Annotated in this window: 19 protein-coding genes; 11 read left to right on the forward strand and 8 right to left on the reverse strand. The window is 72.6% G+C overall.

Annotated elements, in window-relative coordinates; translation table 11 throughout:
- Positions 1-1,387, forward strand: a 1,387-nt coding sequence (locus tag AB0K34_RS29095; protein ID WP_364552134.1) for a hypothetical protein, incomplete at its 5' end; no start/stop codon positions are given.
- 100 nt (positions 1,388-1,487) lie between these two features.
- On the opposite strand, the gene AB0K34_RS29100 is transcribed toward AB0K34_RS29095, so the two are convergent.
- Complete coding sequence (locus AB0K34_RS29100; RefSeq protein ID WP_138641699.1) at positions 1,488-1,802, reverse strand: DUF3817 domain-containing protein; 315 nt, start codon at positions 1,800-1,802, stop codon at positions 1,488-1,490.
- 142 nt (positions 1,803-1,944) lie between these two features.
- Here AB0K34_RS29100 and AB0K34_RS29105 point away from each other — a divergent pair, with 142 nt between their 5' ends.
- Entirely contained in the window at positions 1,945-2,637 is a 693-nt protein-coding gene (locus tag AB0K34_RS29105) for a DUF4230 domain-containing protein (protein ID WP_138641698.1), read from the forward strand.
- A gap of 13 nt (positions 2,638-2,650) precedes the next feature.
- Here AB0K34_RS29105 and AB0K34_RS29110 read toward each other — a convergent pair whose 3' ends face one another.
- Entirely contained in the window at positions 2,651-3,841 is a 1,191-nt protein-coding gene (locus tag AB0K34_RS29110) for an acetyl-CoA C-acetyltransferase (RefSeq protein WP_301175817.1), read from the reverse strand.
- A 108-nt stretch (positions 3,842-3,949) separates the two neighbouring features.
- Between AB0K34_RS29110 and mce the strand changes: the two genes are divergently transcribed.
- The 3 genes from mce to AB0K34_RS29125 all read left to right on the forward strand — a co-directional run bounded on the left by mce (position 3,950) and on the right by AB0K34_RS29125 (position 7,706).
- Complete coding sequence (gene mce, locus AB0K34_RS29115) at positions 3,950-4,384, forward strand: methylmalonyl-CoA epimerase (protein ID WP_138641696.1); 435 nt, start codon at positions 3,950-3,952, stop codon at positions 4,382-4,384.
- A gap of 330 nt (positions 4,385-4,714) precedes the next feature.
- Positions 4,715-6,037 (forward strand): DivIVA domain-containing protein, encoded by a 1,323-nt coding sequence (locus tag AB0K34_RS29120; protein ID WP_138641695.1) that lies wholly within the window; start codon positions 4,715-4,717, stop codon positions 6,035-6,037.
- Positions 6,038-6,194: 157 nt separating this feature from the next.
- A complete protein-coding gene (locus AB0K34_RS29125; RefSeq protein WP_364552137.1) occupies positions 6,195-7,706 on the forward strand; it encodes an AI-2E family transporter in 1,512 nt (503 codons plus the stop codon).
- Positions 7,707-7,734: 28 nt separating this feature from the next.
- On the opposite strand, the gene AB0K34_RS29130 is transcribed toward AB0K34_RS29125, so the two are convergent.
- The 4 genes from AB0K34_RS29130 to AB0K34_RS29145 all read right to left on the reverse strand — a co-directional run bounded on the left by AB0K34_RS29130 (position 7,735) and on the right by AB0K34_RS29145 (position 11,263).
- Positions 7,735-8,526: an alpha/beta fold hydrolase gene (locus AB0K34_RS29130; RefSeq protein WP_138632571.1), complete on the reverse strand. Its 792-nt coding sequence runs from the start codon at positions 8,524-8,526 to the stop codon at positions 7,735-7,737.
- A gap of 90 nt (positions 8,527-8,616) precedes the next feature.
- Positions 8,617-9,339, reverse strand: a complete 723-nt coding sequence (locus tag AB0K34_RS29135) for an alpha/beta fold hydrolase (RefSeq protein ID WP_301175819.1) — start codon at positions 9,337-9,339, stop codon at positions 8,617-8,619.
- 8 nt (positions 9,340-9,347) lie between these two features.
- Positions 9,348-9,656 (reverse strand): ATP/GTP-binding protein, encoded by a 309-nt coding sequence (locus AB0K34_RS29140; protein ID WP_301175820.1) that lies wholly within the window; start codon positions 9,654-9,656, stop codon positions 9,348-9,350.
- A gap of 35 nt (positions 9,657-9,691) precedes the next feature.
- Positions 9,692-11,263 carry a 3-hydroxyacyl-CoA dehydrogenase gene (locus tag AB0K34_RS29145; protein ID WP_301175821.1) on the reverse strand — a complete coding sequence of 524 codons (1,572 nt, stop codon included), beginning with the start codon at positions 11,261-11,263 and terminating at the stop codon, positions 9,692-9,694.
- Positions 11,264-11,319: 56 nt separating this feature from the next.
- On the opposite strand from AB0K34_RS29145, the gene AB0K34_RS29150 reads away from it, so the two are divergent.
- Positions 11,320-12,303 carry an LLM class flavin-dependent oxidoreductase gene (locus AB0K34_RS29150; RefSeq protein ID WP_301175822.1) on the forward strand — a complete coding sequence of 328 codons (984 nt, stop codon included), beginning with the start codon at positions 11,320-11,322 and terminating at the stop codon, positions 12,301-12,303.
- Between the two features lie 85 nt (positions 12,304-12,388).
- Here AB0K34_RS29150 and AB0K34_RS29155 read toward each other — a convergent pair whose 3' ends face one another.
- Together AB0K34_RS29155 and AB0K34_RS29160 are read right to left on the reverse strand one after the other, a co-directional pair.
- Positions 12,389-12,775, reverse strand: coding sequence for an SCO5389 family protein (locus AB0K34_RS29155; RefSeq protein ID WP_138632557.1), 387 nt, complete (start codon positions 12,773-12,775; stop codon positions 12,389-12,391).
- A 144-nt stretch (positions 12,776-12,919) separates the two neighbouring features.
- Positions 12,920-13,123: a hypothetical protein gene (locus AB0K34_RS29160; protein WP_301175823.1), complete on the reverse strand. Its 204-nt coding sequence runs from the start codon at positions 13,121-13,123 to the stop codon at positions 12,920-12,922.
- Between the two features lie 198 nt (positions 13,124-13,321).
- On the opposite strand from AB0K34_RS29160, the gene AB0K34_RS29165 reads away from it, so the two are divergent.
- The 5 genes from AB0K34_RS29165 to AB0K34_RS29185 all read left to right on the forward strand — a co-directional run bounded on the left by AB0K34_RS29165 (position 13,322) and on the right by AB0K34_RS29185 (position 17,015).
- On the forward strand, positions 13,322-14,125 hold the full coding sequence (locus AB0K34_RS29165) for a transposase (RefSeq protein ID WP_301175824.1): 804 nt from the start codon (positions 13,322-13,324) through the stop codon (positions 14,123-14,125).
- Positions 14,126-14,269: 144 nt separating this feature from the next.
- A complete protein-coding gene (nucS, locus tag AB0K34_RS29170; RefSeq protein WP_138632551.1) occupies positions 14,270-14,950 on the forward strand; it encodes an endonuclease NucS in 681 nt (226 codons plus the stop codon).
- Positions 14,951-15,042: 92 nt separating this feature from the next.
- Entirely contained in the window at positions 15,043-15,450 is a 408-nt protein-coding gene (locus tag AB0K34_RS29175; protein ID WP_301175825.1) for a DUF3224 domain-containing protein, read from the forward strand.
- Positions 15,451-15,480: 30 nt separating this feature from the next.
- The gene (locus AB0K34_RS29180) at positions 15,481-16,065 is read left to right on the forward strand and encodes a TetR/AcrR family transcriptional regulator (RefSeq protein ID WP_301175826.1); all 585 of its coding nucleotides are present in this window, start codon (positions 15,481-15,483) and stop codon (positions 16,063-16,065) included.
- Positions 16,066-16,193: 128 nt separating this feature from the next.
- Entirely contained in the window at positions 16,194-17,015 is an 822-nt protein-coding gene (locus tag AB0K34_RS29185) for a site-2 protease family protein (protein WP_240807062.1), read from the forward strand.
- Positions 17,016-17,019 lie beyond the last annotated feature (4 nt).

Below are 17,019 nucleotides of genomic sequence, written 5' to 3' on the forward strand. Positions count from 1 at the left end.
GAGGCGCTGGAGCGCATCGACGTGCTCGGCGACGGGCGCGGGCCGCTGTCGCCGCTCGTCCTGCGCAGGCACGGCGACCTGGCGCAGGGGCTCGTTCGGGCGGGTGCTCCGGCTGGACGCCCGTCGCACGGCACTGCTGGTCGCGGTGCCGGTCCTCACCCTGGTCGGGACGGCGGCGGCGCTTCCGGCGCTCCGGCCGTCCGCCGCGTACTGGGACAACACGGTCGTCGCGCTGGTCAACGCCGTCCGCTTCCTCGGGCCCGTCGCCGCCGCGCTGGCGGCGTGGGCGGCGGTCCGCGAGCGCCCGCTCGACTACCTGCGCGACCTCACCGCGCGCTCGCCCGCCACGGGCGTGCTGTTCGACCTGCTGCTGCTGTCCTCGGCGGCGCTCGTCTCCTACGCCGCGATCGCGGGCCTCGCCGCCGCCGTCACGCTGGCGCGGGACGGGGCCGGGCACCCGCAGCCGCTGGGCGTCGCCGCGGGGGCGGGCGCGCTCGTCCTGCACGTCGTCGTCGGCTACCTCACGGGCCGCGTCGTCCCGCACCGCGCGACGGCGCCGCTGGCGTTCGGCGCGACGGCGATGTGGGCGGCGCTGCGCATCCCCGGCGTGTCGTGGTGGAGCCTGCTCCCCCCGGCCGCGTTCCCCCGCATCGACCTGTTCACCACCCTGCGCCCCCGGGTGTTCGCCGACCAGGTCGCCTGGACGGCCGGGCTGACGGCCGCGCTGATCCTCGGCTACGTGCTGTGGGCGACGCGGCGGTTCCTGCTCGTCCTGCCGCTGGCCGCCGCGCTCGCCGCGACCGGCACCGCCACGCTCGGCCTGCACGACTCCGGCGGCGCCGCGGTCCGGGCCGCCGACGCCGAGCCCGTCTGCCGGGAGTGGCCGCTGGTCGTGTGCGTGCACCCGGCGCTGCAGAACGCGCTGCCTCGGCTGACGGAGGAGATGGTCCCCCTCGCCGCGCGGCTGAACGGGACCCCCGGCGCGTTCACGGCGGTGCGGCAGCGTCCCGGCTGGGCGCCCGTCGAGGTCACGGGCGGCACCGCCTTCGTCCACCTCGACGAGGGCCTCTCCCCCGGATACGCCGCGCGCGCCGCCCGCCAGATCAGCCACGCCCTCAAGGACCCGAGCATGTGCGCGGCCGCCTCCCCCGGCGGCTACCGGGCGCTGGTCGACGCGTGGCTGCTCGGCGACGATCCCCCGTCCATCGACGACACCCGCGCGGCCCGCCGGTTCGCGTCCTGGAGCGAGCAGTGGCGCCGCGCGTGGCTGCGCCACCACTTCACCGAGTACCGGAACTGCGCCCTCGGCCCGGACGACTTCCGCCCGACCCGGCCCAAGAAGCACCGCGCGCCGGAGATGTCCCGCCGGACGCTCAACCGGACGTGAACCTCAATCTCACGTGAAGGTCAGCCGGACATGAAAAGGGTTTGTCCCCTGCGTGACCGCGGCGGCCACCCCCAGCCTGCCGCGGCCACGCAGGAGTCTTTCAGGCCCGCCCGGCCGGCTGCGGCTCGGCGGCGGGCGTCACGGGCCGGGCCCAGTGGCGTTCCACGAAGAACGGGGCCACCGGAAGGACGGCGGCTCCGAGGGCCAGGACCGTGCGCTTGATGTCCCACTGGAGCTGCTCCCGGACGAGGAAGACGAGCCCCACGTAGGCGATGAACAGGACTCCGTGCACCGGCCCCATCAGCTGGACGCCCACCGGCGCGTCCGCGCCGTACTTCAGCGGCATCGCGACCAGCAGCAGGAGAAGGAACGAGATCGCCTCCGCGACGGAGACGAACCGGAAAACACGAATCATGTCCACGTCCCGTCAACGGTCGATCGCGGCACGGGGTTTCGGCCGTACCTATGGCCTTGATCACACCCGGGACCACGTGGGAACACGCCGACGTCACCGCCTTGCCGGATAGGAGGACCGGGATGCCGGGAATGTGAGGGGCATGGCCGACGCCGAACCGAAGAACGACGCACCCCCCACGCCGTCCCGCGCTCCCCGGCGCGGCCTGGTGACCCCCCTCGTCCTGGTCGTCGCGACCGTCGCTCTGGTGCTGCTCGCGCAGCAGGCGCTGCGCGGCCTGCCGGGGTGGCTGAACCCGTTCGCCGAGGAGACGAAGGACCGCAGCGGGCCCGTCCTGCTGAAGTCGATCCGCGACCTGCACCGCTACGAGGCGGCGAGCGGCAGCTTCCAGGTCATCGTCGACCTGGAGAAGGACGCGAAGTTCCTGCCCGGCTCGCTGCGCGGCAAGCGGACGCTGTTCGTCGGGAACGGCACGGTCGACGCCTACGTGGACTTCTCCCAGCTCGCCTCGGGCGCCGTCAAGGTCAACGAGGACCGGACGGCCGCGACCATCACGCTTCCGCGCGCGCAGCTGGAGAAGACGAACCTGGACCCGAAGACCAGCTACGTCTACGCCACCGAGCGCGGCCTCATCGACCGCTTCGGCGACTTCTTCAGCAGCAACCCGAACAACCAGCAGCAGCTCTACGTCCTCGCGTCCCAGAAGATCCAGACGGCCGCGGCGCAGAGCGGGCTGACGCAGCGCGCGGATGCCAACACCAAGACGATGCTGGAGAACATGCTCAAGGCGCTGGGCTTCACGACGGTGACCGTCCAGCAGCCCAGCGCCCAGTGAGCGGTGGCGGGCGTTACGCGGTGGGCACGCGGATGATCAGCGCGTCGCCCTGACCGCCGCCGCCGCACAGGCCCGCGGCGCCGGTGCCGCCGCCGCGGCGCTTCAGCTCGTAGGCGAGGTGCAGGACGATCCGCGCGCCGGACATCCCGACCGGGTGGCCGAGCGCGATGGCGCCGCCGTTGACGTTGACCTTCTCCGCGGAGACGCCGAGGTCGCGCATCGACTGGATGCCCACGGACGCGAACGCCTCGTTGATCTCGATCAGGTCGAGGTCGTCGACGGTGAGGCCCGCCTTGCCGAGCGCGTGCTTGATGGCGTTGGACGGCTGCGACTGCAGCGAGTTGTCGGGGCCCGCGACGTTGCCGTGCGCGCCGATCTCGGCGATCCAGGAGAGGCCCAGCTCCTCGGCCTTGGCCTTGGACATCACGACGACCGCGGCGGCGCCGTCGGAGATCTGCGAGGACGAGCCGGCCGTGATCGTGCCGTCCTTGCTGAACGCGGGGCGCAGCCGGGCCAGGCCCTCGGCCGTGGTGTCGGCGCGGACGCCCTCGTCCTTGGCGAACACGATCGGGTCGCCCTTGCGCTGCGGGATCTCGACCGGCGCGATCTCGTCGTCGAACACGCCGTTCTTGATGGCGGCGGCGGCGCGCTGGTGGGACCGCGCGGAGAACTCGTCCTGCTCCTCGCGGGAGATGCCGAGCCTGGCGTTGTGGTGCTCGGTCGACTCGCCCATGGCGATGCCGTCGAAGGCGTCGGTGAGCGCGTCGTAGGCCATGTGGTCGAGGACCTCGACGGAGCCGTACTTGTAGCCGCCGCGCGACTTCGGCAGCAGGTGCGGGGCCTGGGTCATCGACTCCATGCCGCCCGCCACGACGATGTCGAACTCGCCGGCCCGGATGAGCTGGTCGGCGAGCGCGATCGCGTCCAGCCCGGACAGGCACACCTTGTTGATCGTGATCGACGGGACGCTCATCGGGATGCCCGCCTTGACCGCCGCCTGCCGGGACGGGATCTGCCCCGCGCCGGCCTGCAGCACCTGGCCGAGGATCACGTACTGCACCTGGTCGCCGGCGACCCCGGCCCGCTCCAGCGCGGCCTTGATCGCGTGCGCGCCGAGGTCGGCCGCGGAGAAGTCCTTCAGCGAGCCCATCAGGCGCCCGACGGGGGTGCGCGCACCGGCGACGATCACGGACGTAGCGGTCATGTTGGGGGCCCTCCAGGTGGTGCTGCGCCGACGTTTGCCACCATACCCAGGGGAACGCCGACCGGTTCGGTTCGCCCCCGCCTGGCCGTCCTAGTAGGGAGAAAGCCCATGCTGACCCGTATCGACCACATCGGCATCGCCTGTCACGACCTGGACGCGACCGTGGAGTTCTACAAGGCCACCTACGGCTTCACCGACGCGCACTTCGAGGTGAACGAGGAGCAGGGCGTCCGGGAGTGCATGCTCAAGATCAACGAGACCGGGGACGGGGCGGCGAGCTACCTGCAGCTGATCGAGCCGATCCGGGAGGACTCGGCGGTCGCCAAGTGGCTGGCGAAGAACGGCGAGGGCGTCCACCACATCGCGTTCGGGACGGACGGGACCGTCGCCGACGAGGCGGCCGGCATCGCGGGCAAGGGCGTGCGTGTGCTGTACGACGCGCCGCGCAACGGATCCATGGGATCCTTGATCAACTTTTTGCACCCGAAGGACTGCCACGGCGTGCTGACGGAGCTCGTGCAGAAGCGCCGCGACGCGGAATGATCACGCGCGCCGGGCGCGGCCGGGGGCGCGACCGGATCGTGACGTGTTCGATATCACGGCGGGCGGCGGCGGGCCCGTGACCGCCGCTCTGTGACCGTTCGGACACATCTGGTGCATTTGCCCCCCAGGTACCTGGGCACCCTTCCCGCACCCGAACACGGCAACAAACCGGACATTCCACGCAGCGCGTCAAGATGAGCCCCCAACACGGCAGTGTCCGGAGTACGCTTCATTCGCCGGAAGAGGTCCTGGGGCACTGCGCCGTTCATGCCAGGCGTTCAACCGGTCCCCGGAACCACCCGTAGCCCCGTCACATCAGGATTGAGCCACATGCAGTCCGACATCGACGCCCAGCTCAGCAACTTCTTTGAAGACACGCCCCCGCGCGAGTTCGACGTGGTGCTTCGCGGCTACGACCGGCACCAGGTCGACGAGCACATCAAGCAGCTCGACAACGAGGTGCGGCAGACCCGCGAGCAGACACAGGCCCTGCAGCGGGAGCTGTCGGACGCCCATCGTCAGCTGCAAGAGCAGGAACGTCCCACGTACTCCGGTCTCGGTGCCCGCATCGAGCAGCTGCTGCGGCTCGCCGAGGAGCAGGCCACCGAGCTCGTGCAGGCCGCCCGCTCCGAGGCGAACGAGATCAAGGCCGCGGCCAAGGTCGACGCCGCCGAGCAGCGCGCCACGGCCGAGAACGACGCCGCCGAGCTGCGCGCCACCGCCCAGCGCGAGGGCGACGACATGCGCAACGCGGCCGAGCGCGAGGCCGAGGAGGTGCGCACCTCGGCCCGCCGCGAGGCCGACGAGCTGACCTCCACGACCGAGCGCGAGGTCGCCAAGCTGCGCGCCACCGCCGACCACGAGGTCGCCGAGAAGCGGGCGGGCGCCGAGCGCGAGATCGCCAAGCTGCGCACCACCACCGAGCGCGAGGTCGCGCAGCTGCGCGCGTCCACCAAGCGCGAGCGCGACGAGATCCTCACCACGGCCAAGCGGCAGGCCGACGAGATGCGCGCGCAGGCCCAGCGCATCCTGGAGGAGAGCGAGGCCCAGCGCGCCCAGGCCGAGGCCGAGTTCGAGATCCAGCTCGCCGCCCGCCGCGAGGAGGCCGACCGGCAGGACGCCGAGCGGCACTCCGCGGCGCAGGCCGCCACGCAGAAGCTGGTCGCCGAGGCCGAGCAGCGCGCCGCGTCCGCCGAGCAGCGCGCCGCGAAGGCGACCCAGCAGGCCGAGCAGACCCGGCGCGAGGCCGACTCGCACGCCAAGCAGCTGATGGCCAACGCGCGCAAGAACTCCGACAACGTGATCGCCGAGGCCAAGGCGCAGGCCGAGCAGCTGCTCGCCGAGACCAAGGCCGAGGCCGACCGCGTCCGGACGGCGGCGCAGCGCCAGGTCGACGAGCTCACCCGGCAGCGCGACAGCATCACCAGCCACCTCAACCAGCTGCGCCAGCTCATCGGCGGCGTCGCGCCGACGATGGGCGGCGAGCCCGAGCTGGCCGCGCCCCCGGAGAAGGCCGCGATCCCGGCGGCCGAGCCCAAGCCGGCCCCGGCGCAGCAGAAGCAGCAGCAGCCGGCCGCCGCGAAGGCCGCGCCCGCCAAGCAGGCCCAGGCCAAGAAGTCCGAGGAGGACGACGAGGACTGGTGGCAGGAGTGAGTTCCTGAGCACGGCGTCGAGGAGAGCCTAGAGGCGGTGAACGCCTCTAGGCTTTCCTTCGTCTTACCACCGTGGGACGTCGGTCCGACGGCCCCGAACCATGACCCGCGCGTGACCACGTCGCATCGGCGAGGCAGAGGACGAAGAGGAGAGCGGCGTGCCCGACGAGACCTCCCGCGAAGACGAGCCGGAGGCGGCGCCCGGCACGGGACGGCCGGCGGGCGAGCACCGCGTCCCCGCCCCCACCCCGCCCCCCGACGACGACACGGTCACCGATGACCACACCGGCACCTCGGGCGACGGCGAGGGCGACGAGAGCGGCGACGAGAGCGGGAAAGACGGCAGCGCCGGGAAAGACGGCGGCGGCGGGAAAGACGGCGGCGCCGGTGACAGCGGGAAAGGCGGCGACGGCGCTGAGAGCGTCGCGCCGAGCGGTGCGCTGACGCCCGAGGAGGCCGCCGAGCCCGTGGGCGAGCGCGACCCCGCGACCGGCGCCCCGGTCGCCCTGCCCGCGCCTGTGGCGGTCGCCGAGCAGGCCCCCGCCGGGCCGGACGCGCCCGACCCCGCGCACGACGTCGAGCAGCGCCGCCGCGAGGCCGGCGTCGACCACCGGTTCCCGTTCGGCCGGCCCGGGGAGCCGCTCGGCCGCGCGCACCCGTTCGTGTTCGGCTTCACCGCCGCGCTCGGCGTCATGACGGCCTGGCTGCTCGTGCGGGCGGCCACCAACGCCAAGTCGACGATCGTGATGCTCGTCGTCGCGATGTTCCTCGCGGTCGGCCTCAACCCGGCGGTGGAGCGGCTGCGCCGGTTCGGGTTCCCGCGCAGCGCCGCGGTCGCGACGGTGTTCCTCGTCGTCATCATGTTCTTCGCGGGGTTCGTCGCCTCGCTCGTCCAGCCGGTGTCGGAGCAGGTCACCGAGCTGCGGCACAACATCCCCGAGTACGTCCAGCAGCTGCAGGACAACAAGACCCTCGCCGAGTGGGACAAGCGCTACGGGCTGCTGGAGCGCGCCGAGAAGGCGGTGAACAGCGAGGGCTTCCAGAAGGGCCTCACCGACACCGCCACCGGCATCGGCAAGGTCGCGATCAGCGGCATCTTCCAGACGATCACGATCCTGATCCTGACGCTGTACTTCCTCAGCTCGCTGCCGCAGATCAAGACGTTCTTCTACAAGCTGGCACCGCGCTCCCGCCGCGCCCGCGTCGCCCTGCTCGGCGACGAGATCCTGGACCGGATCGGCGGCTACGTCGCCGGGCAGTTCACGATCGCGTTCATCGCGGGCGTCTGCTCGTACATCTTCCTGTCGATCCTCGGGGTGAAGTACGCGCTCGCGCTGGCGCTGATCGTCGCGGTGACCGACCTGATCCCGCTGATCGGCGCGACGATCGGCGCGGTGATCGTGTGCCTGGTCGCGTTCCTCACCGGGAACACCACCGACCTGATCGCCTGCGTGATCTTCTACGTGATCTACCAGCAGGTGGAGAACTACCTGGTCTACCCGCGCGTGATGAAGCGGACGGTGGACGTGCAGCCCGCGGTGACGATCGTGGCGGCGCTGGTCGGCGCGGCGCTGCTCGGCGTGGTCGGCGCGCTGCTGGCGATCCCGACGGCGGCGGCGATCTCGCTGCTGGTCCGCGAGGTCGTCATGCCGCGCCAGGAGACGCTGTAGCGCGGCGGGCGCTCCGCGCGGGGACGGGTCAGCGGGCGGTCCGGGCGAGGGCGGCGGCGAACTCGGCCACCGCCTGGTTGAACAGGTCCGGCTGCTCGATCGCGCACAGGTGCCCGGCGCGCGGGACGACCATCAGTTCGGCGTTCGGCAGCGCGTCCGCCATGGCGCGGGCCTCCGCCTCGGTGGCGAGCGCGTCCTCGTCGCCGACCATGACGAGGGCGGGCACCCGCACCTCGCGCAGCGTGCCGAACGCGTCGGGGCGTCCGGCCATGGCGCGCTGGGCCCACGCGGCGGCGCGCGGCGGCGTCGCCTGGACGAGGCCGCGCACCCGCCCGTAGACGAGGGCGCGCTGCCGGTAGGTGGTGGGCCCGACGAGGCCGGGCAGCACCTCCTCCACCAGCACCTGCGGGCCGCCGTCGAGGTCGAGCCGGTCGGCCTGCCGGAGCCGGTTCGCGCGGACCTGCTCGGTGTCGGCGGCGGCGCGGGTGGCGGCGAGCACCAGCCCGAGGACGAGGTCGGGGTGGCGGCGGCACAGCGCCATCGCGACGTACCCGCCCATGGACAGGCCGCCGATGACGGCGCGCCGCACGCCGAGGGCGCGGCAGGCGCGGGCGACGTCGTCGGCCATCGCGTCGATCGAGGGCTCGTCGTCGCCGAGCACGGATCCGCCGAAGCCGCGCAGGTCGGGGGTGATGACGCGGAACCGGCCGGCGAGCCCCTCCCGCTGGGCGAGCCACATCGCCGACGAGAGCGGGAAGGCGTGCAGCAGGACGAGCGGGGTTCCGGTGCCGACGTCCCTGGCGTACAGCTGCACGGTCACGGGCGGTCCTCCCGGTCGGCGTCCACGAAGCAGATCCTTACCCGCTCTGGAGCCGGTGGGACGGGAGTGGCCGTGACTGGCCGCATGTGGCTATCTGTCCGGTTCGTCCCATTCAGTGGGGAGCGGGTGGGCGGCCGGCGCGACCCGCTTGACGATCTCGTTCAGCACGATCCGGACGTAGGGCTCGCCCACCCACAGGTGCTTGGCCTTGTCCACCGCGACGACCTCGGCCTGCGGGACGCGCTTGAACCGCTCCTGCGCCTCGGCCGGGCGCAGGTAGTCGTCGAACTCCGGCACGAGCGCCACCAGGGGACGGCCGTCCTCGGCCCACGCGTCCAGGTCCGCGTCGTCCGCCCGCTTCAGTGGCGGGGACAGCAGGATCGCGCCCTCCACCAGCGGGTCGCGGCCCCACTTCAGCGCCAGCTCGGTGCCGAACGACCAGCCGAGCAGCCACGGCCGCGGCAGGTCGTGGTACTCGGTGTACTCCAGCGCCGCCGCGACGTCGAACCGCTCGGTCTCGCCGTCGCCGAACTCGCCCTCGCTCGTGCCGCGCGCCGACGTCGTCCCCCGCGTGTTGAACCGCAGCACGGCGACGTCGGCGAGGGCGGGCAGCCGGTAGGACGCCTTGCGCAGGACGTGGCTGTCCATCATGCCCTCGGCCGTCGGCAGCGGGTGCAGGCACACCAGCGTCGCGACCGGCGGCCGCTCCGGCGGCAGCGCCAGCTCACCGACCAGCTCCAGCCCGTCGGACGTGTGCAGCACGATGTCCTCGCGCCGCGCCGGCAGCACCGTCGCCGCCCTGATCTCCGCCATGGGTCTCCTTAGTAACGCGGGGCGTTGCGCGACCGCTGGACGCGGGGGCCGCGCCGGGTGCGGGCCTGCCAGCACGGGCGGTGCCAGTGCCGCCGGTCGTCGCCGCCCTCGCCGGCCCGCCAGGCGACGAGATGCCCGACGCCGGGCGGGATCTCCTGGTCGCAGCCGGGGCACCGGTACGCCTTGGCCGAACCGGCGCCCGAGATCGTCCGGACGATCCACTCGCCGTCCGGCCCCTCCTCGGTCTCCTGCGCCCACGACCCGCCGCCCGTCTGGGGACGTCCGGAAACGGCACGGCGGTTCTTGCGGGGGCTCATGCCTTCGAGGATATGTGGGCGGGGCTGGAGGACGGTTATCGCAGCGGGCGGCCCGCCGTCACGTGCTCGGCGAGGAGCGGCACCGGGGCCAGCGCCGGCTCGCGCGTCTCGGCGTGCAGGGCGCGCAGGACGGTCACGGCGCGGTCCAGGCCGAGGCGGTCGAGGTCGGCGATCGGGCCGGTCGGGTAGCCGCAGCCGAGCGTCATCGCGGCGTCGATCGAGTCGGCGTCGGCGTATCCGGCGCCGAGCATGGCGGCGGCGTCGTTCAGGTACGGGAAGCGCAGCGCGTCCACGATGAACCCGGCGCGGTCGCGGCAGCGGACGGTGGTGAGGCCGAGCCCGGCGAGCAGGGCGGCGGCGCGGTCGGCGACGTCCGGCCCGGTCGCGACCGTCGCGGCGATCTCGGCGAGGGTCCCGGCGGGGTCGGGCAGGTGCAGCCCGACGACGTCGGCGGGACGCCCGGTGGCCATGGCCTGCTCGATCACCGAGCCGCCCACGGACGTGACCAGCAGCACGGCGTCCGGCTTGGCGGCCTGCGCGGCGGCCGACAGCAGCGCCCGCGCGGCCTCGGTGTCCTCCGCGGCCTCGACGACCAGGTCGCAGCCGGCGAGGTCGGCGGCGGAGTCGCGGACGGACGCGCCCGCCCGGTCGCACAGCGCGGCGAGCGCGTCGGCGAGCGGGCCGACGCCGACGATGCCGACGACCGGCGGCTCCCCGGCCGCCGCCGCGGGCTCGTCGCCCCCGGACGCGTCGTAGGAGTAGAAGCCGCGGCCGGTCTTGCGGCCGAGCAGCCCGGCGGTGACGAGCTCGCGCAGCACCGGGGAGGCGGCGTGGCGGCGGTCGCGCGACTCGGCGTAGATCGCGTCGAGCACCTCCAGGCAGGTGTCGAGGCCGATCAGGTCCATGAGGGTGAACGGGCCCATCGGCAGGCCGGCGCCGGCCGTCATCGCGGTGTCGATGTCGTCGCGGGTCGCGTGCCCGGACTCCAGCATCCCGGCGGCCTGGTTCAGGTACCCGAACAGCAGCCGGTTGGCGACGAACCCGGCCCGGTCGCCGATCGTCACCGGGGTCTTGCCGAGGCCCTTCACCAGGGCGGCGACGCGGGCGACGGCGTCCGGCTCGGTCAGCACGGTGGCGATGACCTCGACCAGCTTCATCACCGGCGCCGGGTTGAAGAAGTGCACGCCGACGATCTTGCTGGGGCGGCCGGTGGTGACCGCGATGTCGGTGACCGACAGCGAGGAGGTGTTCGTGGCGAGGACGGCGTCCTCGCGGCAGACCTTGTCCAGCTCGGCGAAGACCTTGCGCTTGAGGTCGAGCCGCTCCGGCACCGCCTCGATCACCAGGTCGCACTCGCCGAGGTCGGCGAAGTCGGTGGTCAGCGCCACCCGGCCGAGGATCTCGCGCTGCGCGTCCGCGGTGAGCTTGCCGCGCTTCACGGCCCGGCCGGTCGAGCGCTCCAGGTGCCCGCGCCCGCGTTCCAGCGCGTCCTGATTCACCTCGACGCCCACGACCGCGAGGCCGCCGCGCGCCAGCACCTCGGCGATGCCCGCGCCCATCGTGCCCAGTCCGACGACCCCGACCCTGCTGAACGAACCCTCACTCATGATTCGCAGTCTTGCAGAGGGCGCGGGGAGGCGCGCTCCCGGGTACGACAGGGGACGTGCGCCTAGGAATCTTCCTCCTCGCGGCCCGTGCCCCCGGACAGGACGACCACGCCGCGCTCTCCCGCACCGTAGAAGCCGCCGTCGCCGCCGAACGCGCCGGTTTCGACGACGTGTGGCTGGCCGAGCACCACTTCATGTCGTACGGGGTCGTCCCGTCCGCGACACTCCTGGCGGGACATCTGCTGGGCGTCACCCAGCGGATCGACGTGGGGACGGCGGTGAGCGTGCTCTCCACCCGGCATCCGGTCGCGCTGGCGGAGGAGGCGGCGATGCTGGCGCTGCTGTCGGGCGGCCGGTTCCGCCTCGGCGTCGGGCGTGGCGGCCCGTGGCGGGACCTAGAGGTGTTCGGCACCGGGCTCCCCCGCTACGAGCACGGCTTCGCCGAGTCCCTGGACCTCCTCCTTACCTGGCTGCGATCTGACCGTGTCTCCTGGGAGGGGGAACACTTCCGCTTCCGTGAGGTACCGGTCGTCCCGCGCGCGCTTGCCCCGCCCCCGGTGACGGTCGCCTGCACCTCCCCCGAGACCGAGGCGCTCGCCGCCGAGCGCGGCCTGCCGATGCTGCTCGGCATGCACGTGGACGCGGACGAGAAGGCGGCCGCCGTCGCCCGGCACGGCGACCCCGCCCTCCCGCACATCTCCACCCACGTCGCGCAGGTGGCCGACACCCGCGACGAGGCCGTCGGCACGCTGATGGCGGAGATGCCCCGCTGGCTCGGCCCCGGCCTGGCCGGATACGTCGCCGTGGACGACCGTCCGCGCCCCACCCCCGACCCCGCCGGCTACGTGCGCCGCATGTGCGGCATCCATCCCGTCGGCTCGCCGGACGACTGCGTCGAGTCGCTGGTGACCACGGTCGAGAAGACGGGGATCAGGCATCTGATCCTGCTGGTTGAGGCGACCGGTTCCCGTGCCGGCACCTTGGAGAACATCGCCCGCCTCGGCGCCGACGTCCTCCCCAAGGTCCGCGCCGCACTCTGAGGCCGCATTCTGAGGCCCGCACAACGAGAACGTGCGGCGCACCGAGGGGATCGGCGCGCCGCACGTCTCGGCAGGAGCGGGCGGGTCAGCAGTCGCGGAGTTCGGGAGACTGGTTGAGGATCTGTTCGCGGGCCGTCACGAACGTCCGGTAGGCGCTGGAGTCGCCGGTCGGGAAGACGGCGACCCGGTGGCAGTTCTGGAAGGCCAGCTTCACGCCGAAGTGGCGCTCCATCGCGCCGCGCATCGCGTCGCTCGCGAGGACGCGGAGCAGCTGGCCGCGGGCCTGCTCGTCCGGGGGCGGGGTGAGGTTGTCGGCGTAGTCGCCGCCGTCCACCTGGAGCCGCGCCACCAGGCCGCTGATCATGTCCCACGCGTAGGGCAGGGACGTCTTGATGCACTCGACGAAGGCGGCGTCGCCGACCTCGCCCTGCTGCGCCGTCTCGAGCAGTTCCGGAGTCACGTCGAGAGACATTGCGGGGGTTCCTTTCGCCGGTGGTGGATGAACACCCACCCGCCGACGCTAATCACGGCCCCCGGAGAATTCCAGGCTTGACAAAGATTTTCATTCCGCTAGGCGCCGCCTCCGGTCGTTCCCCCGCCCCGGCCGGGGCCGGGGTCACCGCGCCGGCGCCGGGCCCTGCTGGCACGCGCTCCGGACGTCGCGCCGCACGTTCCGCCGGACGGCGAACCGCTCGGCGCGCTCGGCCCAGAACTCGCGGGCCCGCCGCGCGAACCGCGCGTCACGCTCGGCCGCGGCGCGGGCCCGCAGCTCGCGGCTCCGCTCGGTCATGACCGACCGCATGATGTCGTGGTGGAACACGGCCCCTCCCCCTATGTCCCGGGCCGCTCGGCACGACCCGACATCCAAGAGACTCGTCCTAAGGACCCCGCCCGGACATCGGCAGCACGCCTTATCTGTGCCGATTCGAGGGCCTTAGGCGCGCCGGTCCGGCATGATCGCGGTTTCTGGAACGGATGCCCCGTTCCGGATCGTCGGGGAATGCGGCCGACATGGGACGTGCGGCGCCTGTCGCGCAAGACCGGTGAGGTGCAGATCCCGAAGGTGGGGCGGGTGCGGTTCCGCTGGTCCCGGCCCGTCCCCAGCGGGGTCAAGTCGTTCCGTGTCACCCGTGACCGTGCCCGACGCTGGCATGTGGCCTTCGCGCACATCCCCGCCCCGGGCAATGGGCAGGCGGTGGGTGTGGACCGGGGCGTGACCGTGTCGGCGGCGCTGTCCACCGGCGAACTCCTGCACGGTCCTTCCCTCACCGCCTGGGAGGCAGGGCGGTTGCGTCGGCTCCAGCGCAAACTCGCGCGCGCGAAACGGGGTTCGAACCGACGCGCGCACATCAGAGCCCTCATCGCGCGGCTCAGAGCGCGGGAGGCCGACCGGCGCCGCGACTGGGTGGAGAAGACCACCACCCGCCTGGCCGCCGGCTTTGATTTGATCGCGGTCGAGGACTTGAACGTGCGGGCAATGACCCGGTCCGCCAAGGGCACCATCGACGCGCCCGGCACGGGCGTGCGCGCCAAGACCGGCCTCAACCGGGCGATCCTGGCCGCCGGGTGGGGGCGGCTCGTCCAGCGGCTGGAGCACAAAGCCCCCGGCCGCCTCATCAAGGTCGATCCACGCCACACCTCGCAGACCTGCCACGCCTGCGGGCACCGCGCCCCGGAAAACCGCGAGAGCCAAGCGGTGTTCCGGTGCGTGGCCTGCGGGCACCGGGCCAACGCCGACATCAACGCCGCCCGCAACATCCAAGACAACATCTACCACCAGGCCTGTCGACCGGTATTCGTGTCGGCGGCCGCTCCACGCTAACCCTGGACGGGGTTCCGCCCGGCGCGGTCGAGGCCGTTCTCGAAGGGCTGGCCAGGACGTCCGACGCCGAGTGACCACGACGACTGCCGCCGGTACGCCGGTCTGGCCTGAAGCAGGCGGGGCGCCGCACTAAGGTGAGGCAGCGTGCGTCTCGTTATCGCCCGCTGCAGCGTCGACTACGCCGGCAAGCTCACCGCCCATCTGCCGATGGCCCCCCGCCTGATCCTCATCAAGGCGGACGGGAGCGTGAGCATCCACGCCGACGACCGCGCCTACAAGCCCCTCAACTGGATGAACCCGCCCTGTTCGCTGCGCGAGGAGAGCTACACCGAGAACGGCGCCACCGCGCGCTGGACGGTCACGCACGGCAAGTCGGGCGAGCGGCTCATCCTCACCATCGAGGAGGTCCTGCACGACACCAGCCACGAGCTGGGCATCGACCCGGGCCTGCAGAAGGACGGCGTCGAGGCGCACCTCCAGGAACTGCTCGCCGAGCACATCACCACGCTCGGCGAGGGCTACACGCTGATCCGCCGCGAGTTCCCCACCGCGATCGGCCCCGTCGACATCCTGTGCCGGGACGCCGACAGCGCCACCGTCGCGATCGAGATCAAGCGGCGCGGCGAGATCGACGGCGTCGAGCAGCTCACCCGCTACCTGGAGCTGCTCAACCGGGACCCGCACCTCGCGCCCGTCCGCGGCGTGTTCGCGGCGCAGGAGATCAAGCCGCAGGCCCGCGTCCTCGCCACCGACCGCGGCATCGACTGCGTCACGCTCGACTACGACGCGCTGCGCGGCATCGAACACGAGGGCACCCTCTTCTAGCCCGATCCGCCCTGCCCGCCGATTCCGCCCCGTCGCCCATTCCGCCCCGTCGCCCATTCCGCACTGTCGGATGTGACGTGCATCATGGCGGGATGACCTTCCAAGCGAGCGGCACCTTCGACATCGAGGCTTGGGAAGCCGAGAAGCCCTACGAGGAACTGGACGGCGGCAAGCTCACCCGCGTCCATGTGGGCAAGCACTTCCACGGCGACCTGGTCGGGACGAGCACCACCGAGCTGATCACCGTGGAGACGCCCGCCGGCCCCGCCGCCTACGTGGGGATCGAGCGCGTCCAGGGCATCCTGCACGGCCGCGAGGGGACGTTCGTGCTCCAGCACAGCGCGGGCAGCGAGGACGGGACGTCCGACACCCAGTGGCTGCGCTGGCTGATCGTCCCCACGTCCGGCACCGGGGAGCTCGCGGGCATCCGCGGCCTCGGCCAGATCACCGTCACCGCGGACGGCGGGCACAGCTGGACCCTGGAGTACACCCTGGACTGACGGGCCGCTCGCGGCCGGTAATGTGCTGCCATGCCCCCGGTCACCACCGACACGACGCGCGAGCGGATCATCGACGCGGCCGAGGAGTGCTTCGGCCGCTTCGGCGTCGCGAAGACGACCGTCGAGGACATCGCCGCCGCCGCGCGGCTGTCGCGCGCCACCGTGTACCGGAGCGTCACCGGCGGGCGGGACGAGCTGATCCTCGCCGTGGTGGTGCGCGACCTGCACCGCTTCCTGGACCGGCTCGCCGAGCGGCTGCGCCGCGAGCGGTCGGTGCCGGAGGCGATCGTCGAGGGCACGATGGACGCGGTCGAGTACGTGCGCGGCGAGCCGACCATCGCGCACTTCCTCGTGCCGGAGGCGGCGGGGCACATGCAGGCGGCGGTCGCGGGCGCGGCCGAGCACGTCCTCGCGCTGTGCTGCGACTACGTCCGCCCGTACTTCGAGCAGGCGCAGCGGCAGCGGATGCTGCGGGCCGACATCGAGGTGGAGGGGACGGTCGAGTTCCTCTTCCGGATCATCACCTCGCTGATCGTGATGGACCGGGACCGGGACGCCGACGGGCTGCGCCGCTTCCTGCGCACCTACGTCGTCCCGGTGATCGCGGCGCCGTGACCGGGCGCCGCGGTCCCGGCGCCCGGAACTCCGGTGCGCGGGAACTCCGTTGAGCAGGTAGCTTCCGAGTTGACGATCAGGCGGGACGGTGCGCCGGGGGAACGGCGGCGCGGTGAGAGGGGCCGGGAATGAACGGGACTGCACACGAGGCGCGGGGGAGCGCGGCCGTCCGGCCGAGCCCGGTGTTCCTCGCGGTCGTGGCGGCGACCGTGCTGTGCGGCCTGATCGCCTGGCGGTACGGGACGATCCTGGAGCGCCCCGGCCGGATCGCGGTGTTCGGGTTCGTGATCTCGGCGTGGATCCTGTCGCTGTGCCTGCACGAGTTCGGGCACGCCTACATGGCCTACCGGTCGGGTGACCGCAGCGTCGCCGCCAAGGGCTACCTGACGCTGAACCCGCTGAAGTACTCCGACATCACGCTGAGCTTCCTCATCCCGGTCGTGTTCATCGTGCTGGGCGGCATCGGGCTGCCCGGCGGCGCGGTGTGGATCGAGCGGCACGCGATCCGCGGCCGGCTGCGGCACAGCCTGATCTCGGCGGCGGGCCCGCTGTCGAACGCGCTGTTCGCCGTGATGCTCGCGGTGATCTTCAAGAACTTCGCCGACAAGGACCACGCGCTGTTCTGGTCGGGCCTGGCGTTCCTGGCGTTCCTCCAGGTCACGGCCGCGGTGCTGAACCTGCTGCCGATCCCCGGGCTGGACGGCTTCGGGATCATCGAGCCGTACCTGCCGCGCCGGTTCGCGGCACAGGCGAGCGCGTACGGCGGCTACGCCTTCCTGATCCTGATCGCGCTGCTGTGGCTGGGCCCGATCAACGAGGGCTTCTTCAACGTCATCTTCTACATCACCGACGCGATCGGCCTGGACGGGTTCCCGTTCCGGGTGAGCGGCTCGGTCGACAACTTCCCGATCGAACTCGGCCACTACCTGTTCCAGTTCTGGCGGAACTGACCCC

It is taken from the genome of Actinomadura sp. NPDC049382 (genome assembly GCF_040677125.1).
Taxonomy (GTDB): domain Bacteria; phylum Actinomycetota; class Actinomycetes; order Streptosporangiales; family Streptosporangiaceae; genus Spirillospora; species Spirillospora geliboluensis.

Excerpts from the sequence above, each read along its gene's own strand:
- AB0K34_RS29100 (WP_138641699.1), bottom strand. The coding sequence starts at position 1,802 with ATGATTCGTGTTTTCCGGTTCGTCTCCGTCGCGGAGGCGATCTCGTTC.
- AB0K34_RS29105 (WP_138641698.1), top strand. The coding sequence starts at position 1,945 with ATGGCCGACGCCGAACCGAAGAACGACGCACCCCCCACGCCGTCCCGC.
- AB0K34_RS29110 (WP_301175817.1), bottom strand. The coding sequence starts at position 3,841 with ATGACCGCTACGTCCGTGATCGTCGCCGGTGCGCGCACCCCCGTCGGG.
- mce (WP_138641696.1), top strand. The coding sequence starts at position 3,950 with ATGCTGACCCGTATCGACCACATCGGCATCGCCTGTCACGACCTGGAC.
- AB0K34_RS29120 (WP_138641695.1), top strand. The coding sequence starts at position 4,715 with ATGCAGTCCGACATCGACGCCCAGCTCAGCAACTTCTTTGAAGACACG.
- AB0K34_RS29135 (WP_301175819.1), bottom strand. The coding sequence starts at position 9,339 with ATGGCGGAGATCAGGGCGGCGACGGTGCTGCCGGCGCGGCGCGAGGAC.
- AB0K34_RS29140 (WP_301175820.1), bottom strand. The coding sequence starts at position 9,656 with ATGAGCCCCCGCAAGAACCGCCGTGCCGTTTCCGGACGTCCCCAGACG.
- AB0K34_RS29145 (WP_301175821.1), bottom strand. The coding sequence starts at position 11,263 with ATGAGTGAGGGTTCGTTCAGCAGGGTCGGGGTCGTCGGACTGGGCACG.
- AB0K34_RS29155 (WP_138632557.1), bottom strand. The coding sequence starts at position 12,775 with ATGTCTCTCGACGTGACTCCGGAACTGCTCGAGACGGCGCAGCAGGGC.
- AB0K34_RS29175 (WP_301175825.1), top strand. The coding sequence starts at position 15,043 with ATGACCTTCCAAGCGAGCGGCACCTTCGACATCGAGGCTTGGGAAGCC.
- AB0K34_RS29180 (WP_301175826.1), top strand. The coding sequence starts at position 15,481 with ATGCCCCCGGTCACCACCGACACGACGCGCGAGCGGATCATCGACGCG.
- AB0K34_RS29185 (WP_240807062.1), top strand. The coding sequence starts at position 16,194 with ATGAACGGGACTGCACACGAGGCGCGGGGGAGCGCGGCCGTCCGGCCG.